The 22,180-nt window shown below is 40.7% G+C and carries 19 protein-coding genes; 10 read left to right on the top strand and 9 right to left on the bottom strand.

From position 1 onward, the window contains the following. Positions 1–44: 44 nt before the first annotated feature. Positions 45–881 (top strand): ammonia-dependent NAD(+) synthetase, encoded by an 837-nt coding sequence (gene nadE / locus H5162_RS07200; RefSeq protein ID WP_149982194.1) that lies wholly within the window; start codon positions 45–47, stop codon positions 879–881. On the opposite strand, the gene H5162_RS07195 is transcribed toward nadE, so the two are convergent. Next, positions 878–1,774, bottom strand: coding sequence for a sulfite exporter TauE/SafE family protein (locus tag H5162_RS07195; RefSeq protein WP_182757906.1), 897 nt, complete (start codon positions 1,772–1,774; stop codon positions 878–880). The two genes, nadE and H5162_RS07195, sit on opposite strands and share 4 nt — an antisense overlap. 219 nt (positions 1,775–1,993) lie before the next feature. Here H5162_RS07195 and folM point away from each other — a divergent pair, with 219 nt between their 5' ends. Genes folM through folX form a run of 3 tightly spaced genes read left to right on the top strand, consistent with a single transcriptional unit; the run spans position 1,994 to position 3,651 of the window. Then, the gene (gene folM, locus H5162_RS07190) at positions 1,994–2,713 is read left to right on the top strand and encodes a dihydromonapterin reductase (RefSeq protein WP_182735035.1); all 720 of its coding nucleotides are present in this window, start codon (positions 1,994–1,996) and stop codon (positions 2,711–2,713) included. 19 nt (positions 2,714–2,732) lie between these two features. Beyond that, positions 2,733–3,287, top strand: coding sequence for a GTP cyclohydrolase I FolE (gene folE / locus H5162_RS07185; protein WP_145239988.1), 555 nt, complete (start codon positions 2,733–2,735; stop codon positions 3,285–3,287). A gap of 4 nt (positions 3,288–3,291) precedes the next feature. Next, entirely contained in the window at positions 3,292–3,651 is a 360-nt protein-coding gene (gene folX, locus H5162_RS07180; RefSeq protein ID WP_145239990.1) for a dihydroneopterin triphosphate 2'-epimerase, read from the top strand. Here the strand turns inward: folX and H5162_RS07175 are convergent. The 5 genes from H5162_RS07175 to H5162_RS07155 form a co-directional block, all read right to left on the bottom strand. Beyond that, a complete protein-coding gene (locus H5162_RS07175; protein ID WP_145239992.1) occupies positions 3,648–4,082 on the bottom strand; it encodes a YqaA family protein in 435 nt (144 codons plus the stop codon). The genes folX and H5162_RS07175 overlap by 4 nt on opposite strands. Positions 4,083–4,148: 66 nt before the next feature. After that, positions 4,149–4,520 carry a DUF4870 domain-containing protein gene (locus H5162_RS07170; protein ID WP_145239994.1) on the bottom strand — a complete coding sequence of 124 codons (372 nt, stop codon included), beginning with the start codon at positions 4,518–4,520 and terminating at the stop codon, positions 4,149–4,151. Positions 4,521–4,705: 185 nt separating this feature from the next. Further along, the gene (locus H5162_RS07165) at positions 4,706–6,886 is read right to left on the bottom strand and encodes a S9 family peptidase (RefSeq protein WP_145239996.1); all 2,181 of its coding nucleotides are present in this window, start codon (positions 6,884–6,886) and stop codon (positions 4,706–4,708) included. A gap of 168 nt (positions 6,887–7,054) precedes the next feature. Beyond that, positions 7,055–11,452 carry a S8 family serine peptidase gene (locus tag H5162_RS07160; RefSeq protein ID WP_182778058.1) on the bottom strand — a complete coding sequence of 1,466 codons (4,398 nt, stop codon included), beginning with the start codon at positions 11,450–11,452 and terminating at the stop codon, positions 7,055–7,057. Between the two features lie 204 nt (positions 11,453–11,656). After that, positions 11,657–15,712: a S8 family serine peptidase gene (locus tag H5162_RS07155; RefSeq protein WP_145240000.1), complete on the bottom strand. Its 4,056-nt coding sequence runs from the start codon at positions 15,710–15,712 to the stop codon at positions 11,657–11,659. A gap of 248 nt (positions 15,713–15,960) precedes the next feature. Between H5162_RS07155 and H5162_RS07150 the strand changes: the two genes are divergently transcribed. Together H5162_RS07150 and H5162_RS07145 are read left to right on the top strand one after the other, a co-directional pair. Then, on the top strand, positions 15,961–16,431 hold the full coding sequence (locus H5162_RS07150; protein WP_145240002.1) for a DUF2721 domain-containing protein: 471 nt from the start codon (positions 15,961–15,963) through the stop codon (positions 16,429–16,431). A 125-nt stretch (positions 16,432–16,556) separates the two neighbouring features. Then, positions 16,557–17,009: a cytochrome c gene (locus tag H5162_RS07145; protein WP_182778056.1), complete on the top strand. Its 453-nt coding sequence runs from the start codon at positions 16,557–16,559 to the stop codon at positions 17,007–17,009. 68 nt (positions 17,010–17,077) lie between these two features. On the opposite strand, the gene H5162_RS07140 is transcribed toward H5162_RS07145, so the two are convergent. Continuing rightward, a complete protein-coding gene (locus tag H5162_RS07140) occupies positions 17,078–17,734 on the bottom strand; it encodes a cytochrome b/b6 domain-containing protein (RefSeq protein WP_182730734.1) in 657 nt (218 codons plus the stop codon). A gap of 123 nt (positions 17,735–17,857) precedes the next feature. Between H5162_RS07140 and H5162_RS07135 the strand changes: the two genes are divergently transcribed. Together H5162_RS07135 and H5162_RS07130 are read left to right on the top strand one after the other, a co-directional pair. Further along, the gene (locus H5162_RS07135) at positions 17,858–18,562 is read left to right on the top strand and encodes an AzlC family ABC transporter permease (protein ID WP_145240009.1); all 705 of its coding nucleotides are present in this window, start codon (positions 17,858–17,860) and stop codon (positions 18,560–18,562) included. Next, on the top strand, positions 18,562–18,861 hold the full coding sequence (locus tag H5162_RS07130) for an AzlD domain-containing protein (RefSeq protein ID WP_145240011.1): 300 nt from the start codon (positions 18,562–18,564) through the stop codon (positions 18,859–18,861). Before H5162_RS07135 ends, H5162_RS07130 begins: the two co-directional genes overlap by 1 nt. Before the next feature lie 27 nt (positions 18,862–18,888). Here the strand turns inward: H5162_RS07130 and H5162_RS07125 are convergent, their stop codons facing one another. Beyond that, entirely contained in the window at positions 18,889–20,043 is a 1,155-nt protein-coding gene (locus tag H5162_RS07125; protein ID WP_145240013.1) for an iron-containing alcohol dehydrogenase, read from the bottom strand. A 173-nt stretch (positions 20,044–20,216) separates the two neighbouring features. On the opposite strand from H5162_RS07125, the gene H5162_RS07120 reads away from it, so the two are divergent. Then, positions 20,217–21,089, top strand: coding sequence for a LysR family transcriptional regulator (locus H5162_RS07120; RefSeq protein WP_182730733.1), 873 nt, complete (start codon positions 20,217–20,219; stop codon positions 21,087–21,089). A gap of 95 nt (positions 21,090–21,184) precedes the next feature. Continuing rightward, positions 21,185–21,676: a glutathione peroxidase gene (locus H5162_RS07115; RefSeq protein WP_145240017.1), complete on the top strand. Its 492-nt coding sequence runs from the start codon at positions 21,185–21,187 to the stop codon at positions 21,674–21,676. Between the two features lie 49 nt (positions 21,677–21,725). Here H5162_RS07115 and H5162_RS07110 read toward each other — a convergent pair whose 3' ends face one another. Continuing rightward, positions 21,726–21,914 carry a PA3496 family putative envelope integrity protein gene (locus tag H5162_RS07110; RefSeq protein WP_145240019.1) on the bottom strand — a complete coding sequence of 63 codons (189 nt, stop codon included), beginning with the start codon at positions 21,912–21,914 and terminating at the stop codon, positions 21,726–21,728. Positions 21,915–22,180: the final 266 nt, after the last annotated feature.

The raw sequence follows: 22,180 nt of genomic DNA, 5'->3' as shown, positions 1-22,180 counted from the left end.
TGGTATAACCATGACAACCAATAATATTATTAGGAGAGCTCAGCATGCGCGCTGAAATAGTGGCAGAAATGAAAGTCCAGCCAAATATAGACGTCAACAACGAGATCACACGCCGCGTAAACTTTATAAAAAACCGTTTAGTGGCAGCACATTCACGCTCTTTAGTGCTGGGGATTAGTGGCGGTGTAGATTCCTCTACCTGTGGTCGCTTATGCCAACTCGCCGTTAACGAATTAAATGCGCAGCAACAAACCGACAAGTATCAATTTATTGCGGTTCGCTTACCGTATGGTGTGCAAGCTGATGAAGCTGAAGCGCAATTGGCTGTTGATTTTATTCAACCAAATAAACGCCTAACAGTGAATATTAAACCCGCAGCAGACGGCATGCATGAGCAAGCATTAGCGGCAGTGGTAGGTTGCGGTGATGCACTGCCGGAACAAGCACAAATTGATTTTATAAAAGGTAATGTGAAAGCCCGCCAACGCATGGTCGCGCAATATGAAATTGCCGGACTGTGCCAAGGCCTCGTTGTTGGTACTGATCATAGCGCCGAGAACATTACTGGCTTTTATACTAAATTTGGTGATGGCGCATGCGACTTAGCGCCATTATTTGGCTTATCAAAACGCCAAGTACGCGCATTAGCCAAGCAGTTAGGTGCACCCGATTTACTCGTTAATAAAGCGCCAACAGCCGACCTAGAGTGTGATCGCCCTGGCCTTACTGATGAAGAAGCCCTTGGTTTAAGCTATGAACAAATTGATGACTTTTTAGAAGGCAAAGAAGTCAGTGACGAGGTAAGTGAAAAACTCATCGCAATTTATCTACGCACTCAACATAAACGCCAAGCTATTCCAACCATTTACGACGATCTTTAGGCTGTCATAAGTTCATAAACCGTAAATGACACTTCTAGGGCAATTAACAATAAGAAAAATGTGATTAATTGCCCGCTTTTCACTTTAGCACAAACATAAGCCCCTAACGGTGCTCCGACCACAACCACTGGAATAGCCGCTAATAAATACGACTGTATTTCGCTACTTAAGCTATTGAAGAACCATACGTTAGCAATGCTTGCCACTACAGACGTTATTGCCATGATAATCACCGAGGTTGCAGTCGCTTTTTGAATATTAGCGTTGCAGGCGATAATCAATAACGCAAAAATAGCAATGTCAGCTCCCGAACCAACTAAGCCAGATGCAACTCCTCCAATAACAGCAACTAATGCAACTGTAAATGTACTAACGTGTATATCGGTTTGACTACATACATGTTGCACCCTGCAGTAAATACGCCATAAAAGAGTTAATGCGAAGCATATTAAAAGTACGCTAAAGACTCCTTTAACCACCAGTCTTGGTAATTGATCGGCAATAAAAGTAAGGCTTAGTAATACGCCAACTAATGCAGCAGGAGCTGCGATTAATACCACTTGGCGATAATATGGAATACCAGTAAAAATAATGGTTAATGCAGCCGCACTCATACCAAAACTTTGAATCGCTAACGAGAATACTTTTGCGGTTACAGGATCTATTGCCAGTAACTTAGTCATCACAGGAAATGCTACTGCGCCACCACCAAGTGCAGTGCCACCAGCAACAAAAGACCCAAAAGCCATAGTCACAGCAATGCTAAACTCTGCGATAACACTTTGTAGCGCGGCATTTGCGCCTTGCCAAGCAATTAATGAACAATACACGCCAGCAACAAATAACCAGGGGATCATACGCAGTTTATGGATCGGTTTAGGTGGTGATTGCATAGTTACAGATCATAAATTGAAGTTTTATTATTATGCCTGACAATCATCGCAGAGCAAATGATCGCAACTGTTCGTTACGGCGTACAAACAGATTGTTATATTGGTGCAATATCTTTGCAGTAAAGATGAAATAGTTCTGTAATTTAGTTTATAGTTGTTAGTAAACACATGGTAATCAAGCTCATCGCATTAAAAAAACCTAAGGATTTGTATTTAGTTATGACATCGCCCATTTTAATAACAGGTGCCGGCCAACGTATTGGTTTAGCACTGGCAAAACATTTTATAGCCCAAGGGCAAGCTATTATCGTTACTTACCGAACTCGCCATCCCGCTATTGATGAATTATCTGACCATGGTGCTGTATGTGTTTACGCAGACTTTAGCACTGACAACGGCATTAATGAGTTTGTCAGTCAATTAAAGCTGCACACAAATAGCTTAAAGGCGGTGATCCACAATGCATCGAGTTGGGACTGCGAAGCGAATAATCCAGATAGCAGTACGCTATTTGATAACATGATGCGGATCCATGCAAAAGCACCTTACTTAATTAACTTAGCGCTTAGCGAGTTACTGTTAAATTTTCAGCAACAGCAGCAACACCCTGCTGATATCATTCATTTAACTGATTATGTTGTTGAAAAAGGAAGTCCAAAGCATATCGCATATGCCGCAAGTAAAGCCGCCTTAGAAAATATGACAAAATCATTTGCAGCTAAGTTTGCCCCGAATATTAAAGTGAACGCTATCGCCCCTTCATTAATTATTTTTAATGATCACGATAGCGATGAGTACCGAGAAAAAACCCTTAAAAAATCATTAATGGGCATCGAGCCCGGTTGTCGCGAAATTATAAACAGCGTCGATTTATTGCTTAGCAGCCATTACATCACGGGACGTTCTTTACCCGTAGATGGTGGCAGACATTTAAAATAACGGATTAATCGAGAAATTTATGCACGATCAATTAAAAAATAGTTACCACGAAATTATTACTGCTGTAGGTGAAGATCCACAACGTGAAGGCCTATTAGACACGCCAAAACGCGCCGCCAAAGCGATGGAATATTTGACCAAAGGCTATCGTCAAACATTAGAAGAAATTACCAATAATGCGGTATTTACTTCTGATGCAGATGACATGGTTTTAATTCAAGATATAGAGCTTTATTCGATGTGTGAACATCATTTATTACCATTTGTAGGGCGCTGTCATATTGCTTATATTCCTAACGGCAAAGTGCTGGGTTTATCGAAATTTGCGCGTATTGTTGATATGTTTGCACGCCGCTTTCAAATTCAAGAACAACTGACTCATCAAATCGCTAAAGCGGTTGAAGAAGTCACCGGTGCTAAAGGCGTTGGTGTAATAGTGGAAGCAAAACATATGTGTATGATGATGCGTGGGGTTGAAAAACAAAACTCAAGTATGCGTACGTCGGTAATGCTAGGTAACTTCAGAGCCGATCCAAAAACCCGCAATGAGTTTTTACAACTTGTAAAAGGCTAATCCTATGGCCAATGCAATTATCCATGTAACTAACTTACGGCTGCGCACTTTTATTGGCTTTAATCCCGATGAACGTGAGAAAAAGCAGGATGTAGTGATCAATTTAGAAATTCACTATCCTGCTGAGCAAGCCTGTGAAACGGATCAAGTTGAACAAGCACTTAATTATAAAGTGATCACCAAAGAAGTGATTAGTATTGTTGAGCAAGGTCACTTTTTATTGCTTGAAAAACTAGTGGCAGAAATACTCAGTGTTTGCCATAGCCATAGCAGCGTGAATTATGCAAAAGTGCGAGTTGATAAACCTCACGCTTTGCGTTTTGCAGATTCAGTATCGCTAACACTCGATTGGAGTAAAGCTTAAAGCAACTTATCCAGCCCAACGGCAAAGGCTAGTACAAGCAAGTAACGTGCGCCTTTGCCAAGGGTAACCAGCCATAAAAATGTCCACCAGCGCACTTTAAAAATGCCTCCTACAACTGTTAGCGGATCACCAATAATTGGTAGCCATGCCAACAACAGACTATAAACACCATACTTTTCAAAGCGCTCTGCAGCCTTATCGATACTTGCCTGCGACACGGGAAACCATTTCCGATCCTTAAAACGTATGACTTGCGTGCCTAACCAGTAATTAACGCAACTACCTAGTACGTTACCAACTGTGGCACTGAGCCATAACAACCAAAGTAAATATTCTCCTTTGGTCACCATTGCTGTGAGTACCACTTCTGATGAGCTTGGCAATAATGTTGCCGAAATAAACGCAGTAAAGAACAGAGTTAAATAAGCCATCTAAGCCTTTATTAATACATATAAAAAACCCAGCATTTGCTGGGTTTAATAAAAATGAAGAGTAGTTTATTTTATCAATTGTAAGCTAAATGGGTAGTTAAACTCTTTACCGTCATTAGTTTTGATTGCGCCAATCACCACCATAATAAACGAGAAAATAGCGACTATAGGTAATAGAATTACCCCGATAACTGCAAACATCAAAATCAAACACACTATATATGCTATGAACATAGTGATTTGAAAGTTAAGCGATTTACGCCCATGTTCAGCCACTAATGGCATTTCGTCTTTTTTTATTAACCAGACAATCAGCGGACCGATGATACTACCCATAGGTATAATAAATCCGGCTAATGCGCTTAAATGACATAACATCGCCCACATACGCTCATCTTTACTCGTTATAACTGGTTCAACCTGTTGATTATCTTCCATTACCATCTCCTTATTTCGTTAATACCTATATGCTGACCTTTTTCAGTCTTAATGTCTAGATTTTAATCAGCGTCGTCGATACTGCTAAGCTCGAGCAAGTGTGCAAAACCACAACACTTAATTTAGACAAAAAATTAAGGCGTAACCTAAGTCACGCCTTAATTGTAAAACACTAAAATCAGTTATTACTTTTTAATACCAGCTAAATCTAAGATAAATGCATAATTTAGAGCTGTATCTTGAAGGCTTTTAAAACGCCCAGATGCGCCACCATGGCCTGCTTCCATATCAATTTTAAACAGTAATTTATTATCATCGGTTTTAAACTCACGTAATTTTGCAACCCATTTTGCTGGTTCAAAATATTGCACTTGAGAATCATGCAAACCTGTGGTGACCAACATATTTGGATACGCTTGTTTACTCACTTGATCGTACGGTGAGTAAGACAGCATATAATCATAATATAGTTTGTCATTTGGGTTGCCCCACTCGCCGTACTCGTTGGTCGTTAATGGTAAGCTCGCATCTAACATAGTGGTCACTACATCAACAAATGGCACAGCCGCAACCATCCCCTGATAAAGCTCTGGTGCTTGGTTTGCCACGGCGCCCATTAATAAGCCGCCCGCACTGCCGCCCATCGCGAATATTTTATCTTGCGCACCATACTGCTGGGTAACTAAGCCTTTGGTTACATCAACAAAGTCATTAAAAGTATTCTTTTTATTGAGTAGCTTGCCATCTTCATACCAAGGACGACCGAGCATCTGCGAGCCACGAATATGCGCGATAGCAAATACAAAGCCTCGATCAAGTAAACTCAAACGGCTACTAGAAAAACTTGGATCCATGGTTGCCCCATACGACCCATAGCCATATTGTAACAATGGATTAGTGCCATCTTTTTTGAATTTATCTTTGCGATAAACTAAACTCACCGGTACTTTTACGCCATCTCGCGCAGTAATAAATAGTCGCTCCGATGCATAATTATCGGCATTAAAATCACCGATCACTTGTTGCTGTTTTAACAGTGTTTTCGTTGTGCTATTCAAATCGATATCATACGATGAACCAGGCGTCGTCATACTGGCATAATATACTCGTAAGCTTTCGCTATCTAATTCATTATTACCATATGTACTGACCATATAACTGCTGTCATTAAAGCTCAGCTGCTGTTCATCACCCGACTTTAAGTTGCGTATCGTTAAACGAGATTGCCCCATTTCACGCTCTTTATACACTAAATGGTCAGTGAACAAATCGATGCCTTCAAGCTTAATATCATCACGCGCGGCGATCAGTGTTTGCCAATTCGCTTTGTCGTGCGCTTTATCTTTATCCACCGTCATTAGCTGAAAGTTTACTGCGTTAAGGTTAGTGACTATGTAATAAGTATCACCGAGTTTAGCAATATCATATTCTAGGTTTTCTTCACGTTCAATTAAGCGCTTTGGCTGTGCCTTGACGTCATTAGCATCAATTACCGACACACCTGAAGCGTTAGTACTGCCATGCCAAATATAAATTTCTTGTTTGTCTTTACTCTTACCAAGGCCAGTGTAATAACTTGTGTTAGTCTCTTCGTACACTAACTCATCTTGTGCTTGTGACGTACCTAAGGTATGGCGATAAACCTGATAACCTAGCAATGTCTGTAAGTCTTTTTTAATGTAATAAAAAGTTTTATTATCATTCGCCCAGACGATATCACCATCTGTCCCTTCGAGCTTATCTTCTAGTAATTTACCGGTCTTTAAATCTTTCACTAAAATAGAGTAGATTCGTCGACTTACCGTGTCTTCACCATATGCTAATAAGTGACCATTTGGGCTGACAGATAAACCTGTTGCCGCGAAATAGTCATGGCCTTTTGCCAACTCATTTACATCTAATATAACGTGTTGATCAGTGCCCTTATCATCGCTACTGCGAACATAAGTCGGGTATTCATTATCCCCTCGCGTTTGCGATGAATAATAATAATCGCCACTTTTAGTTGGCACGGAGTCATCATCTTTTTGAATGCGCCCTTTTAACTCTTCAAACAAAGTAGTTTGTAAAGCTTTAGTATGCTTTAGCATCGCATCAGTATAGGTATTTTCTGCATTAAGGTGTGCTATGACAGCTGCATCTTTTCGTTCATCGTCACGCATCCAATAGTAATTATCGGTGCGCGTATCACCATGAATAGTCATTTCGAAAGGGATCTTATTGGCTACCGGTGCAGTTACATTAACCACTGCAGCTTCACTCTGTACAGCCTCGGATTTTATATTATTTTGTTCTGGAGCTTTATTACAGCCCGCTAAAATAGCTAACGACAAAGCCGCTAACGCAAATGATTGACGTGTTTTCATAGTATTCCCTAGAGTTATTATTATTCCACTACTAGCAATATATCTAACTAGCTGTTGATTACCTATATTAGTTTGTAAAGCAATGTAAAAAGGGAGCCTAAGCTCCCTTTGTTTGATTAACTTTGCTCGTTAATCACTGATAATTAAAATGACTAACTAAACAATTAATTACTTTTGTTTTCGGCGGCGCACAAATGCAAATGGTGCAATAAGCAATGTTAACCATGCTAGTGAACCGCTGTCACCGTCATTATTATCGTCATCTTTGCCCACAATATTCTTTACTCGTACTTCAACATCAACAGCTTTAGAGTTATTACCCGCACTATCAACAGCGATAACACTAAATGTAAAGTTACGCTCATATTCATAATCAATACTACCTACAACAACAATTTCACCCGCAGCATTAACAGTGACTAAGTCAGTGCCTGACACAATAAACTTAGTAACAGGACTTACATCAGCATCTGGATCACTAAAGTTAAGTTTACCAATCACAGTGCCAAGCGCTGTATTTTCATCAACACTAAAGCGTTGATTATCAGCAATAACTGGCGTGTTTTCTAATGCGTCTTGCGCTACAGTGATTGTTACTTCAACAGCTGCAGATTGATTACCAGCACTATCCGTTGCGCTAACCATCAGCTTTATCTCAGGTGTTGCATCATAATCAACGTCACCCGCCACTGTGATTTGGCCAAGTTCATCAATTGCAATACCGTTATGACCTGCAACTGTGTAGCTTACAATTGGTGTTACTGCTGTATCTGGATCAATAGCACGTATTTGACCAATCACAGTGCCTACCACTGCATTTTCTTGCACTTTAAAAGTTTGCCCGGCTTCGATAATTGGCGCAACTTCTGCTCCTTCATCAGCGACATTTAACACGTTAATCGTCACAGTTTCAGCAGCTGACTGATGACCATCTTCATCAATTGCGACTATCTCTAACGTAATAGTACTTTGCTCTTCAAAATTAAGTAGTTGAGCAACGGTTAGCATCCCCGTATTATCAATCGTGATTGCATCACTTCCCGCTACAGTAAACATAGTGATTGAACTGTTATCTGGATCTGTGAAAGCTAATTGAGCAAATGCGGTAGCTACTGGGGTGTTTTCTGCAACAGAGAATACTTGGCCAGAATTTATAATTGGGGTTACTTCGCTCGCTTCATCTGCAACATTGGTAATGTTAATAGTAATAACAGCTGGCTCTGATGTATTTCCCAAAGTATCGATGGCAACAACGACTAGTTCAGCGATGTGCTTACCAACTTCAAAATCAACTAACTCGCTGTTTGATACAAGAATTTGCCCTTTATTATCAACACTAAAGCCTTGATGAGTTTGCGATTGCACATAAAACTCAGCAATCGCTAAATCTCTATCTGATTCCACAACACTCAAGGTGCCAACGAGATGGCCGTTTTCCGCATTTTCAACAACATCAAATGATGCATTTGCAAGCTTAGGAGCCTGCGTTTTTGGTAACACTAAGTCTTCAGCAGTCACTAGTTTCAGTACATCTTGTAATGACGATGCTGTAAAAGCAAATGGCGCACTAGCATTCACAATCGCTTTTTCACCTGGCGCAAGTTGATTTACGACTGTATCACTGCCATCCACCGCAGTTAAACTCACTGACGCTGAAGAACTAAAGGTCGTAGCGCCAACTAGACTATCTGTTTCAAAGTACACGCCGCCACCATAAGATGGATAGCCTACAGATGCCTTAATATTTAACGGATCACCTAAATTATCACGTGTTAACCCAAGTGTGCTGCTACATACCGAGAAGGTAATAGTATCTGCACCGGCTGATTGATATAACGGTGTCAAAAACCGAAGCGTTTCTGCGCCAGCGTCATCGATAGTACCAATAACAGTACGTGAACGCCCTGGCGAAGTCGTTTTACGACCTCGGTCATTGTAGTTCTGCATAAGGAAGTCATAGGCACCATCGTTGTTGGTGTCTATATCTAAACGATAACCTGCTTGGAATACATGAGTGATCTCATCACGTAACTGAATCGATGCTGTAACTAATACACCAGATTCACATCCTTCAGCTGCTATTGCATTGAATGTAGTTGCAAGAATATTGAACGGTGCCTCTGCTGCTGACTTAACTTTACCAGTTGCAACAATATTTTCTGTCATTGTTGAAACTGTTGTTGCCCCAGTATTCTCAACGATAAGTTGCATCTCATTACCAACCACTTCCGGAGCAATACTTAATTCACTAGCCGCTTTTGGTAGCGCATGGTAAACAACATGTAGCGCATAATCTGAATCAGTGTCATCCACATCGTCAAACACTAAGGCGCCGTCAAACTCTGCGAGCGTTAATGCGGCGCTTCGTGCAGCTACCGATTCGGCATCAAATGGGTTTTCCAGTTTCCACTGATGCAATTTACTGGGATCAACAGTTAGCGTTACATCAAACTCTGTAGTTTGACCTGCGGGAATTGTTACGCTGGCTGGAATATCCCAACTGATTGCGCCACTGTTTTTATCATTTGCGTAACGTGCTTCAGTCCGTAATTTGTAGGTTTTTTCTTGTGTCGAGAAATTTTTCACGGTGACTGTTTTGCTGATTGACCTAACGCCAGTAAAGTTTTCTAAGCCAAACGATAATGCCGCTTGTTTAGTTTTAAACTCGGTATTATCAACCCATGCTACAACAGGCAGATTAACCGCTTTTTCAACGTTAACTAAACCAGCACCAATCATACTAATTGGTGCTAATTCAGAATCTGGATTTGTGCTAAGCGGCTCATTAGTCACATTTAGATCTGCCGTATTCATTAATGTTGCTTTAATTTCAAAGGCATTACGCTGTGGGTGTGCTGCGCGTACTAACGCAACCGCACCGGCAGTAATCGGTCCTGAAAAGGATGTACCTGAGGCTGGAGCTAGTTGATCTTGCGTACCAGTTGCTGCAACCATAATGCTTGTACCTGGCGCTGTGATTTCAGGTTTTAATAAACCATCCATTGATGGACCGCGCGATGAAAAGGTTGCCACAGCACCTGATGTTACTTTACGCTCAACAACTAAGCTATATGCAGCTTTGCCTGATGCTTTAAGCTCCGCTTTTATCGCTGCCCCGGCAGCATAAGTAATGCCAATATTTGGGATAGTAACCGTGGCATCAAATCCACCCATTGAAGCAGGAGTACCGTCATCTTCGTTATTTGCAATAAATACAAACGATGCGCCGCGCTGTTGTGCATGCAGTACTTTTTTCGTGAAATTACATACACCACGATCTATAAGCACCGCTTTATTATTAAAATCGGTGTCTTCTGAAAATACTTCACAGCCATTTTGATTTGCGGTTGGGTAAACAAGTTCAGCATCGGTATCTGCCATAGCAAATGCGGTTTGCGGACCAAAACCTGAAACTTGAAAAACAACCTCTTCTCCAAGTACGGTACCTGAAGCAATCCCAATATCTAATGTTGGATGCGTCATCGCACCAACTGCAAGTGCGTTTGGCGTGGTACTTGGTCCCCCAATACGAAAAGGATGATCGCCATCATTGCCTGCTGAGATAACAACATTTACACCTAAATCAACCGCTTTTTGAATTAAGTATTGAGTACCTCCGTCAGTTTCAGTGCCACCAAACTCGCCACCTAAAGACATATTAATAACATCTACGCGGTCAGAGATATCGCCATCACCATTAGGATCCATTGCCGCTTCTAATGCTGATGCTTGTGCTGCACTTGGACAACCACCACCACACACTGAGTACACATATAACTCTACTTCAGGAGCAATTCCAGTAACAGAGTGAGAAACAGACGTACCATGACTGGTCGGTTCATCAACATCGGGGATCACGACTACAGGATCATGTTCAATTGGATCAGCATCGTCACGAATAAAGTCGTAGCCACCATGTACGATGCCTTGCGGCCAAGCTACAGAAGTAGGATCAGCTTGAGCTGCGTCATACGCCTCTACGGTACCCGCACCACCAAAAACGTTGTGCGTGTAGTCAACACCTGTATCCAGTACCGCTACCGTTTGACCTTTACCTGTTACAACCCCATTTGCAACCAATGGTGAAGCTTTTAAATAATCTGCAGATGCGGCGACATGTAATTCATAATCATACATTGGCAGCACTTTCTCAACTCGGTAGTCACGGGCAATTTTTTCTAACGCCTCAGGGCTTGCTTGTACAATCAAAGTAGGCGCCAGCACTTTAGTTTGGCCGATTACTTTTGTACCAAAATCTAGACTACTTAGTTCAATTGTCACTTCACTTTGCACTTGCTCAATTTGTGCAATGGTTGCACGGCTGTCACCTATTTGATAAATACCTTGCGCCATTAGATCGGCGGCGGTTGTCGCTCTTAGCACAATCATATGAGCTGATGGTAACTGTTCTTTAACTTCGGTTTCATTAAATGTAGCTGTAGAGAAATTATTGAGAGCGGTAATACTGTGTGCTGTTTGCACTGTTTGTGCATTTACCGATGCCGCCATTAGCGCTGATGATACTGCAATTGATAAGGCTGTTTTTGTTATTAACTTGTTAGACATAAATTCCTCTGATGAGATTATTGTTATTAAATGTCCCCAAAAAGAAACATTAAGTCCCGAATACTACACCAGCAAGAAACAAAAAAACAACATTGAAACAAAAAGTGTAACCGTTTTAGGTAATCACAATAAATTTAAAACAAAAAAAATACCGCCCAATGGCGGTATTTTCACTAAAGCTATATGCCTTTAGAGGCTATATTACTACTTTTGTTTACGGCGACGCATAAATGCAAACGGTGCTACAAGCAGCGTTAACCATGCTAGAGAACCAGAGTTGTCATTGTCGTCATCATCGTTCGCACGTAGATTGTTAACACCAACAACAACACTCACGGCTTTAGACACATAACCTTTGCTATCTTCAGCTTGAACACTGAATACGATTTCACGGTCAAATTCGTAATCAATTTCGCCAGCAGTAACAATTGTTCCATCTGGATTTACTGAAACTAAATGGCTACCTGATACAATAAAGCGTTCAACTGGTGACACATCAGAATCAGGGTCAGAGAATGCAAGAGTACCAATAGTTGTTCCTAAAGCAACATTTTCATCAATTCTGAAACGTTGATTCATCTCAATCATCGGTGCATGTGAATTAGGATCAATTTCCACGTTAAGCATTACAGTAACAGGTGCAGACTCTAAACCGCTATCATCAGTTAGCGTAACTTCTAACTCAAGTGTTGGCATTGCATAATGATTTAGGCTACCAGTAACGACTAATTCACCCATTTCATTAATTGCAATTACGTCAGAACCTTTAACACTGCCTGAAACAATCATCGTTGCTGAACTTTCGAAAAGCTCCGCTGCTAGTTTACCAATAACAGTACCTTCAGCTGCAGATTCAATCACGTTGAATTTTTGACCTTCAGCAACAACCGGAAGTTCATCAGCTACGTTATTGATTGTTACTGTAAATGTTACTGGTGCAGACTCAGTACCAATAACGTCAACAGCTTTTACTGTGATTGTAATTTCTTTAAGACCAGCTTCTGAGTCAATTAAATCAGTGTTATCAACAATGATATCACCAGTATCAGCATCAACAATAAGACCCGGAGCAGACATACTCAAAGTTTCAAAATAAGCAATATCAAGTGCTGCCTCAGCATCGAGTTTGATTGTGCCAATGGTTAAACCAGTAAGCATTGTTTCGTCGATTGCAAAATCTTCAATTACTAAGTTAGGTACTTTAGGTGCACCAGGAATATCTCGTGGCGCAGATAAATAAACTTTCGTTCCTGCAGGTGATGTAAGAGCAAACGCACCGCTAGATTTAACAACAGCTTTTTGACCTGGCTCTAGTTTAGTGATTGCATTATCTACGCTATCAGTCGCATACATTGTTACTGCAGGGTTCGCTGTAAACACAGTAGAACCAGCTGCACTATCTGTTTCGAAGAATACACCAGCCTGATAACTTGGGTAACCAACTGAAGCTGCAATATTAATTGTTCCTCCCAGCATGTTTGCATCTAATCCTAACAGATTACTACATCCAGAGAAGGTCACTGTATCTTCGCCAGCAGCATGATACATAGGTGTACCCCATTGCCATACATCCTCACCCGCCGCATCGATTTCACCAATTAATGTACGGCTGCGTCCAGGTATTGCAGCATCACGGCCAACATCATTAAGATTCATCATAAAGTGATCATAAACACCGTCATTATCAATATCGAGATTCATACGAACACCGACTTGACGCATATGGGTAATTTCATCTCGTAATTGAATTGAAGAGGTAATAAACACTCCAGAATCACATGTTTCAGATGCATAAGCAGCAAATGTAGTGCTAAGAATGTCAAAATCTATCTCAGCATTTTCAGGGCTAGATGCAACGACCTGCTCAGATGTTGGCTCTACAGCCAGCGCACCAACGTTCTCAACAACTAACTGCGTAGAACCATCGATATCTTCAAAAGAGAATTCTAACTCAGCACCGGCCTTAGGTAATGCATGATAAACAATGTGTAAGTCGTGATCCGTATCGGCTGTTGAAGTATCATCAAATACCAATGCGCCATCAAATTCAGCCATTGTCAGTGACGGACTACGAGCAGCTAGATCATCTTGGCTAAATGGGTTTTCTAATGTCCACTCATGAAGTTTAGATGGATCAACTGTCATGGTTACTTCGAATGTTGTTACCGTATTTGCCGCAACAGTTACACTACGTGGAATATCAAAGCTAACAGCACCTGTATCCACATCATTCATATAACGCTCTTCAATACGAAGGTCATATGTTTTGTCTGCATCAGAGAAGTTTTTCAGCGTCACTGTTTTTGTAAAGCTGGTTGTTTCTGTCATGCGTTCTAAACCGAATGATAACGCAGCCTGTTTAGTTTCATACTCATCATCTTCAACCCATGCTGCGACAGGTAAATTAACCGCCTTTTCAACATCCACTAAGCCTGCACCGATTAAACTAATTGGTGCAAGTGGTGAATCTGGGTTAATACTAATAGGATCTACGGTTACGTTTAAGTCAGCCGCATTCATGATTGTCGCTTTTATTTCAAACGCATTACGCTCTGGATGCGCTTCACGAACTAATGCAACAGCACCGGCAGTAATCGGACCTGAGAACGAAGTACCTGTTGCTGGAGCTAGCTGATCTTGTGTACCAGTTGCCGCTACCATAATATCAGTACCTGGCGCTGTAATTTCAGGTTTTAATAAACCATCCATTGATGGACCACGAGATGAGAATGATGCAACTGCACCCGCAGTCACTTTACGCTCAATCGTTATGGTATATGTTGGCATTTCACCGGCCGCTAAAGCAGCTTTCATTGCTGCACCTGCAGCAAAGTTAATGCCAACATTAGGAATTGTTACTGCAGCATCAAAGCCACCCATTGGAGCAGGCGTGCCATCATCAGTATTGTTTGCTATAAATACAAACTTAGCACCACGGTCTTGAGCATTTAATACTTTTGCCGTGAAATTACATGCACCACGGTCAATAATTACCGCTTTACCAGTAAAGTCAGTTTCAGCAGAGAATGCCTCGCAGCCATTTTGGTTTTCTTCAGGGTAAACAACTTCAGCATCGGCATCTGTCATTACAAACGCAGTTTGTGGACCAAAACCTGACGGCTGAATTGTGGTCTCTGCGCCTTCAATTGTGCCTGTTGCAACGCCAACATCATTTGTAGGATGCGTCATCGCGCCAACAGATAATGCGTTAGGAGTTGTAGAAGGGCCACCAATACGGAATGGGTTATCGCCATCATTACCAGCAGAAATAACAACGTTTACACCAGCCTCAACCGCTTTTTGAATTAAGAACTGCGCACCGCCACCGATGTATGTGTCACCAAACTCTCCACCTAAAGACATATTGATTACATCAACACGATCTTCTGAATCACCATCACCATTTGGATCCATAGCGGCTTCTAATGCCGAAACCTGTGCTGCACTTGGACAACCGCCGCCACACACTGAATACACGTATAGCTCCACCGCTGGTGCAATACCTGTTACTGAGTGAGATACAGATGTACCATGGCTTGTTGGTGCATCTTCTTCTGTAGGAGCGGCTGGATCATTTTCAATTGGATCAGCATCATTACGAATGAAGTCATAACCACCCATAACTTGGCCTTGTGGCCAATTTACTGTGGTAGGATCTGCTTGAGCTGCCTCATAAGCTTCAACGGTTCCTTCACCACCAAAAATTTTGTGAGTATAATCAATACCCGTATCTAATACTGCAACAGTTTGCGTTGCACCTGTAACTGTACCATTTACTACTAATGGCGACGCTTTGATGTAGTCAGCGGTTGCTGCAACATGAAGGTCGTAATCAAACATAGGTAAAACACGCTCTACGCGTGAGTCTTTTGCAATTCGATCTAGCGCACCTTGACTTGCTTGAACAATTAACGTCGGTGCCAAAATTTTAGTAGAACCAAGTACTTTTACATTACTATCAAGAGTAAATAACTTATCTTGAACTTGGCTTTGTAACGTTGCTACTTGGTCATAACTTTGACGAGCATCAGAAACATTATAGGCGCCTTGCTCCATCATATCAGCTGCTGTTTTTGCCTTTAAAACAACAAGGTATGCTGAAGGTTGATTTTTATTAACAATATCGGTCTGTGATACTGGTGTGTAGCTAGTATTCTTAAGTGCGCTGTTATTTATAGTATTTGCATTTACAGCACCTGCAACTAAGATGCTTGTTACAGCGGTTGCAACCGCCGTTCTTTTTATTAGATTCTTAGACATGATTTCCCCTGGGATATGTTATGTATTATTGTACTTATTGATGATCATAAATTAAGTGCGAGACTAATATAGAACTTCAACACCCAAAATGACAACAATTCGATTACATGTAAATTACAAAAAGCAATGTGAAAATTAACAAATTGACACTAAGTGACTGTTTTAAATAAAAAAACAATCAAAAAAATAAATGTAAATCTTTGTAAACGGAATAATTAAAATCTACCAATGTACCTAAAAGGAAAGCAATGAACTCTGATGTTATAAATATTCTAACAATGGCAAAAGTAATCCAAACAGCCGTTGCGCCAGTTTTTTTAATTACTGGTATTGCTGCTACGCTGGGGGTTTTATCTAATCGCTTAGCTCGAATTACCGACCGTGCTCGTCAACTTGAACGAAAATTAAAGGTAAGTACCGATGAAGAATTTAATTCATCGCTAACAACCGAGCTACGAGCACTGCTGAAACGCTCTCGCTGTATCCATATTGCCTTTAGTTTAAGTGTATTAAGTGCGGTACTTGTTTGCGCCGTGGTCATGCTGTTATTTTTGTCTCATATTCAATCAGTTAATTTAGGTGTTTCCATCGGCAGTTGTTTTGTTGGCGCAATGGCACTACTTATTTGTGCATTTATGTCTTTACTGGGTGAGGTGTTTTTAGCTACTCGTAGTATGCGCAGAGGAATGATCTTTGCTGATATTGATATCAATAATTAAGATACAATCTTAGTTTTATAATTCAATAACAGTTCAGTTTAACCGCAATATACTTGAATAATCTGACTTGCTGATATACAACAGCAACTGTACAAGCAATGAATTACATATAAGGGGCAAAAGGAATGAAGTTAAAGCAATTATTTTTAGGTGCAACACTTTGTGCACTAACATTTGGTGCAACAGCAAACTCTGTATTTGAAGAGCCTAGTGACGCCATTGAGTACCGCCAAGCGGCATTTTCAATGATCCGTGTCCAAATTGGTGATATGGGTGACATGCTAAAAGGCAAAGTACCTTTTGACGCAGAACAGTTTAAGCATCGTGCAAATAATGCTGCTGCATTATCAAAAATGCCATGGGAAGCATTCGTTGCAGGCAGTGATAAAGGTGACACATCTGCATTACCTGCTATTTGGAGCGATAACGAAACCTTTATGAAAAAAGCAGCAGCATTTCAACAATATGCTGACGAACTAGCCGTTGCCGCGAAAACAGGCGATAAAAAAGTAATTGCTAAAGCATTTGGCCCATGGGCTAAAGGCTGTAAAGATTGCCACACATCATTTAAAGACTAATCTTTAATGCGATCATCTTAAAACTAAAACGGCGCTAAATTAGCGCCGTTTTTGATCTGTTAAACAGTTTAACTAAACAAGTAAGCCACAGGCTCTGCGCCCCATGTCATCAGTAATGCCGCAAATACAACGACAAGAATAATTATCGCAGTCCACGGTGATTTTGTTAGCTCTTCATTACTATCATTATTTTTTTCAGCGGCATAGCCCGTAACCATTGCTTTGACTAAATTTTTACCTTTCATGCGATAAATTACAATTGCCACAATATGGAGAATAATCGCGTACAACAATAAATCAAAGTTCTTATGATGCACCCAGCCGGCCCATTCAACTACATTACTTGATACATACTGCACTAATGGGCCATCTGTCAAAATGTCATCGGTGGTCATTAAGCCGCTTACTAACTGCGCCAGTAATAAAATAAAAAATGCCAACACCATGTAGCTGCCCGCTGCGCCATGGCCTGGTTTATTATCTGTTTGTTTAAATGATTTTAGTGCTGCGCTAGGTGAATGAAACAATGCACTTAACTTAGCTGTTTTGCTACCAATCAAGCCCCAAATAAGACGTGTTACTAGTAGCGCTAAGGTGAAAAAGCCAGCCACAAAGTGTAATTCCATCATGCCTTCTTCAGCACTAAAATACAGCGCCGCAATTGCAATAACTAACAACCAATGGAAACTGCGAATAAACCCATCCCATACTTTAATTTTATGCATGCTTAACCTCTTTTGCGTAAAAGCTTATTATTTCAAACTTTTGTTAATTTAGCATCTTTGCTGTTCAGGGTTAATTGATCTATGGCAGACTAAGGGCATTAATTACCGTAATGAATAATATTAATGACACTTAGCACCAAACGCGCACTCCTAAAAGGCTTTTTAGATATGCTACCACTGTGTTTAGCAGTGATCCCTTGGGGGATTTTATGTGGTTCACTGGCAATTCAAAATGGCTTTAGCGCATTTGAAACCCAAGCCATGTCATTATTAGTGTTTGCCGGTTCCGCCCAACTAGTCGCTATAGAGCTAATGGCTGGCAATACGCCTTTATTAACTATTTTATTCACCACCTTCATAATTAGCTCACGGCACTTTTTATACGGCTTAGCGGTGCGTCATAAAGTGATTGATCAGTCGCTACGCTGGCGCTTACCGGTAAGCTTTGTACTCACTGATGAGCTGTTTGCGTTTTCCCATCATCGCAAAGCTTATCGAACTAAAACTCGCTTGATCTACGCGCTCAGTGCCGGCTTTAGCTTTTATATTACTTGGAACTTGTGGACATTAATTGGCATCGTAGCGGGCAGTCTGCTACCTGATCTCACTAATTTAGGCTTAGACTTTGCTATTGCTGCAACTTTTATTGCATTAGTAATTCCTGGTATTAAAAATCTAGCTACATTGGCAACGGTTGTAAGCGCTGGTGTTGTGGCTACCGTTTTAAAAAGCCAGGGGTTTGAATTATGGTTAGTAGCTGCGGCACTATCGGCGATGACTATCGGTTACCTTATTAGCCGTATCCAAGGTAAATTGGAGCATAATTGATGATAACAACTATTTTACTTATGGCATGTATTACCTTTTTTACCCGTTACTTATTTTTACATCGTGACCTACCATTTAAAGTTGGCCCGAAAATGCAGCAGTTTTTAAGTTTTAGCGCACCGGCGGTACTTACCGCGATTTGGGTACCTATTGTGTTTGTAACAGACGAGGGGATAAATTTAGATTGGCAAAACCCATACCTCAGTGCGGCAATAGCAGCTATTATTGTCGCATATAAAACGCATAACATTTACTACACAACACTGGTTGGTATGGGTTTATTTTTGATCTTAAATTAGCGCATTTGTAATGCGCTAAAAGTAGCCTTAAACGCTGGCTAATAAAATTGCACGACTCTTATCAAGCGTGACTTGCTCTCGCTCACCGAGTGCCGTCATCCCATGGCGCTCTAGTTGCGCAACAATTTTGTCTGCGACTTCTTCACCTAAGTTATAATCACTTAAACGCGTTGGCATATTAACACTATGAAAAAACGCTTCTGTTGCTGCAATCGCTTGCTCAATAGCCGTATCTTCATCGCTAATATCAAGGCCTAAAACACGCTCTGCGTATTGTAAGATTTTACCGCGCTTAGTGTCTTTTTGCTCCGCCATCATGCGCGGTAGTACAATTGCCAAGGTTTGTGCGTGATCAAGACCATAAACCGCTGTCATCTCATGGCCTAACATATGCGTTGACCAATCTTGTGGCACACCAGCACCAATTAAACCATTCAATGCCATGGTTGCTGACCACATAATGTTAGCGCGTACTTGGTAATTATCTGGCTCACTGAACGCTTTCGGTCCTTCTTCAAGTAAGGTCATTAAAATACCTTCAGCGAAACGATCTTGAAGTTTTGCACCTACATCATAGGTCAAGTATTGTTCCATGGTATGTACAAACGCATCAACAATACCGTTTGCCACTTGACGTTTTGGTAATGAGTAAGTCACCGCAGGGTCGAGTACTGCAAATTGTGGCTGTACTAATGGACTCGCAAAAGGCAGTTTATCGTGGCTATCAAGGTTTGAAACCACACTAAAAGAATTTGATTCAGAACCCGTTGCTGGCAAAGTCAATACAACACCTAATGCTATTGCTGATTTTACCTCACCGCCTTTAGCTAGAATATCCCATGGCTCGCCGTCATAATTAGCTGCTGCGGCAATAAATTTACTACCATCAATTACCGAACCACCGCCTACAGCAAGAATATAATCAACTTGCTTTTCTTTAACCAAAGCAACGGCTTTCATACATGTTTGGTAACTTGGGTTAGGTTCAATACCGGCAAATTCAAACCAAGTGTGTTCGCTTAACGCCGCAGCCACCTGATCATAAATACCATTACTTTTAATACTGCCACCGCCATAAGTAACAAGTACCTTTGCGTCTGCCGGGATCTCATTTTTGATTAAGGCAATTTGCTGTTCGCCAAAATGAATCTTGGTTGGGTTTGCAAAACTGAAATTTAACATGCTTGCTCCATTGCTTTGAGGTGCTCATTATTTAGTGTGAGCTAAAATTTGCTGACCACCTAATTGTAGGGATTTAAGCATTAATTTAAAGACTAAGCTCAGAGAATCACTTTTGCACAGCTGCAACAATAGATGGTATAAACTATAATTACTTAATATTTGAGAACTAAATTATGTGGCATGGCCTTGATGAATTTTTACATGTGGTTGAACATGGCAGCTTTACCAAAGCAGCCAAAGTCATGGAAGTATCAACTTCCCATATAAGCCGCCAAGTACAGCAACTTGAAAACCGCTTAGGCTCATTGCTATTTCAACGTACCACCCGAAAAATAAGCCTCACCGATGCCGGCCGCGAATATGCCGTAAAGCTCAAAGCAATTAAACAAGAGCTAATTGATGCTAATAATCAACTGCAAGGTGAGCAACGTAAACCCAAAGGGGTCATTAGAATTTCTGGTGCTGGTGAATTTGTTGCATGTCATGTAGCACCTAAAATTGTTGAGTTTGTAAAACGCTACCCTGAGGTCGAAGTAGATATGGACTTCAACAATCGTAATGTCGACTTAGTTGAAGAAGGTTTTGATTTAGCGATCCGTTTTGGCCGCATGCAAGACTCTAACTTAATTGCACGACCACTTAGCCCGCGAATCATGACTCTCGTTGCCAGTCCAGAATATTTAGCACATCACCCAACCCCAACTACGCCTCAACAATTAACCGCTCATAATTGCTTAATTGCCATGGGGAAACGTTGGCGATTTAATTTTGCCGGCGATATTAAAGAGGTAAAAGTTGCCGGCAACTGGCGCAGTAACCATCCGCGCGCACTATTATCTGCGACATTAGCAGGCTTAGGCATTGCCCATTTAGCCACTGATATTGTTGATAAGTATATTGAAAACGGGCAACTAATTACCTTACTTGATGAGTTTCAGGTAACAGACAATGCCTCTTGGTTAGTGTATCCACGTAAAGATTTAATGCCATACAGAGTGCGATTATTGATTGAACATTTACTCAAAAGCTTTAATCATGCAAGTTAAAATAAAATGGTCTATGCAATGTGATGATAATTTAAGCTGTATGTCTATCACAACTCAGGATAGAATTTAACAAACAACAATAACTAGAGAGCAACATGAACGACTTCTATCAACTTTCAGCCAGCAATTTGCAAGGCCAAAGCATTGATTTTTCAGATTTCGCAGGCAAAGTTGTGTTAATTGTCAACACTGCCAGTAAATGTGGCTTCACTCCACAGTACGAAGGTTTACAACAATTACATGCAAAATACGCTGATCAAGGGTTAGTAATTATTGGTTTTCCGTGCAATCAATTCGGCAAACAAGAGCCTGGCGGCGCAAAAGAAATAGCGCAAGGTTGTTTAATTAACTACGGTGTTGATTTTGTGATGATGAGTAAAATTGATGTTAATGGCGAAAACGCCCACCCCGTATTCAGGCATTTAAAATCAGCATTACCTGGATTTTTAACCCGCAAAATAAAATGGAATTTTACTAAGTTTTTAGTTGGCCGTGACGGCGAGGCAATTAAACGCTTTGCACCATTTACCAAACCGCAGCAAATCGAAGGTGCTATTATCAAAGCCCTTAAAAGCAGTAATATCTAAACTCTAAAAGCAATAAAGAGGCAAATTGCCTCTTTATTTAAATTATCTCTTAGTCGTTTAAATACTCATCTAAGTCATCATCGCCCAAGTTTTTACGCAAGCGTTTTTGCTCAAGGTAGTCTTCCAACTTTTTCTTAACCTTTTGCTTATTCTTGTCGTGTTGATTACGCCCGACCATTTCGTACTCGTCTTCAACAAAATCGTCATCTAGCGCATCGTAACTAAATGTCTTACCCACAACCCACTCCATAAAGTGTTTGAGACCAATTAAGGATTTTTATCACTATCATTGGTAAATTAAAAATGTTCAGCACTATTTCACCGTATGAAAAAGCACCAAAATAAAGCCATAACGCGATTCTAAAATAGTGTTATGTCGATATTGTGAATAAATAGCGCTAAATTTGAGTTCTGGAAAGTGAGAGTTTTTTATCGAAACGATAAGTATATTTTATGTATCAATGTAAATTAGTCAAAATGACTAAAAAATGGCTTTTTTATAAC

It is taken from the genome of Pseudoalteromonas sp. SR41-8 (assembly GCF_014163915.1).
Classification (GTDB): Bacteria; Pseudomonadota; Gammaproteobacteria; order Enterobacterales; family Alteromonadaceae; genus Pseudoalteromonas; species Pseudoalteromonas rhizosphaerae.
Note: the sequence above shows the minus strand (reverse complement) of the source record. Positions and strands in the feature narration are given on the sequence as shown.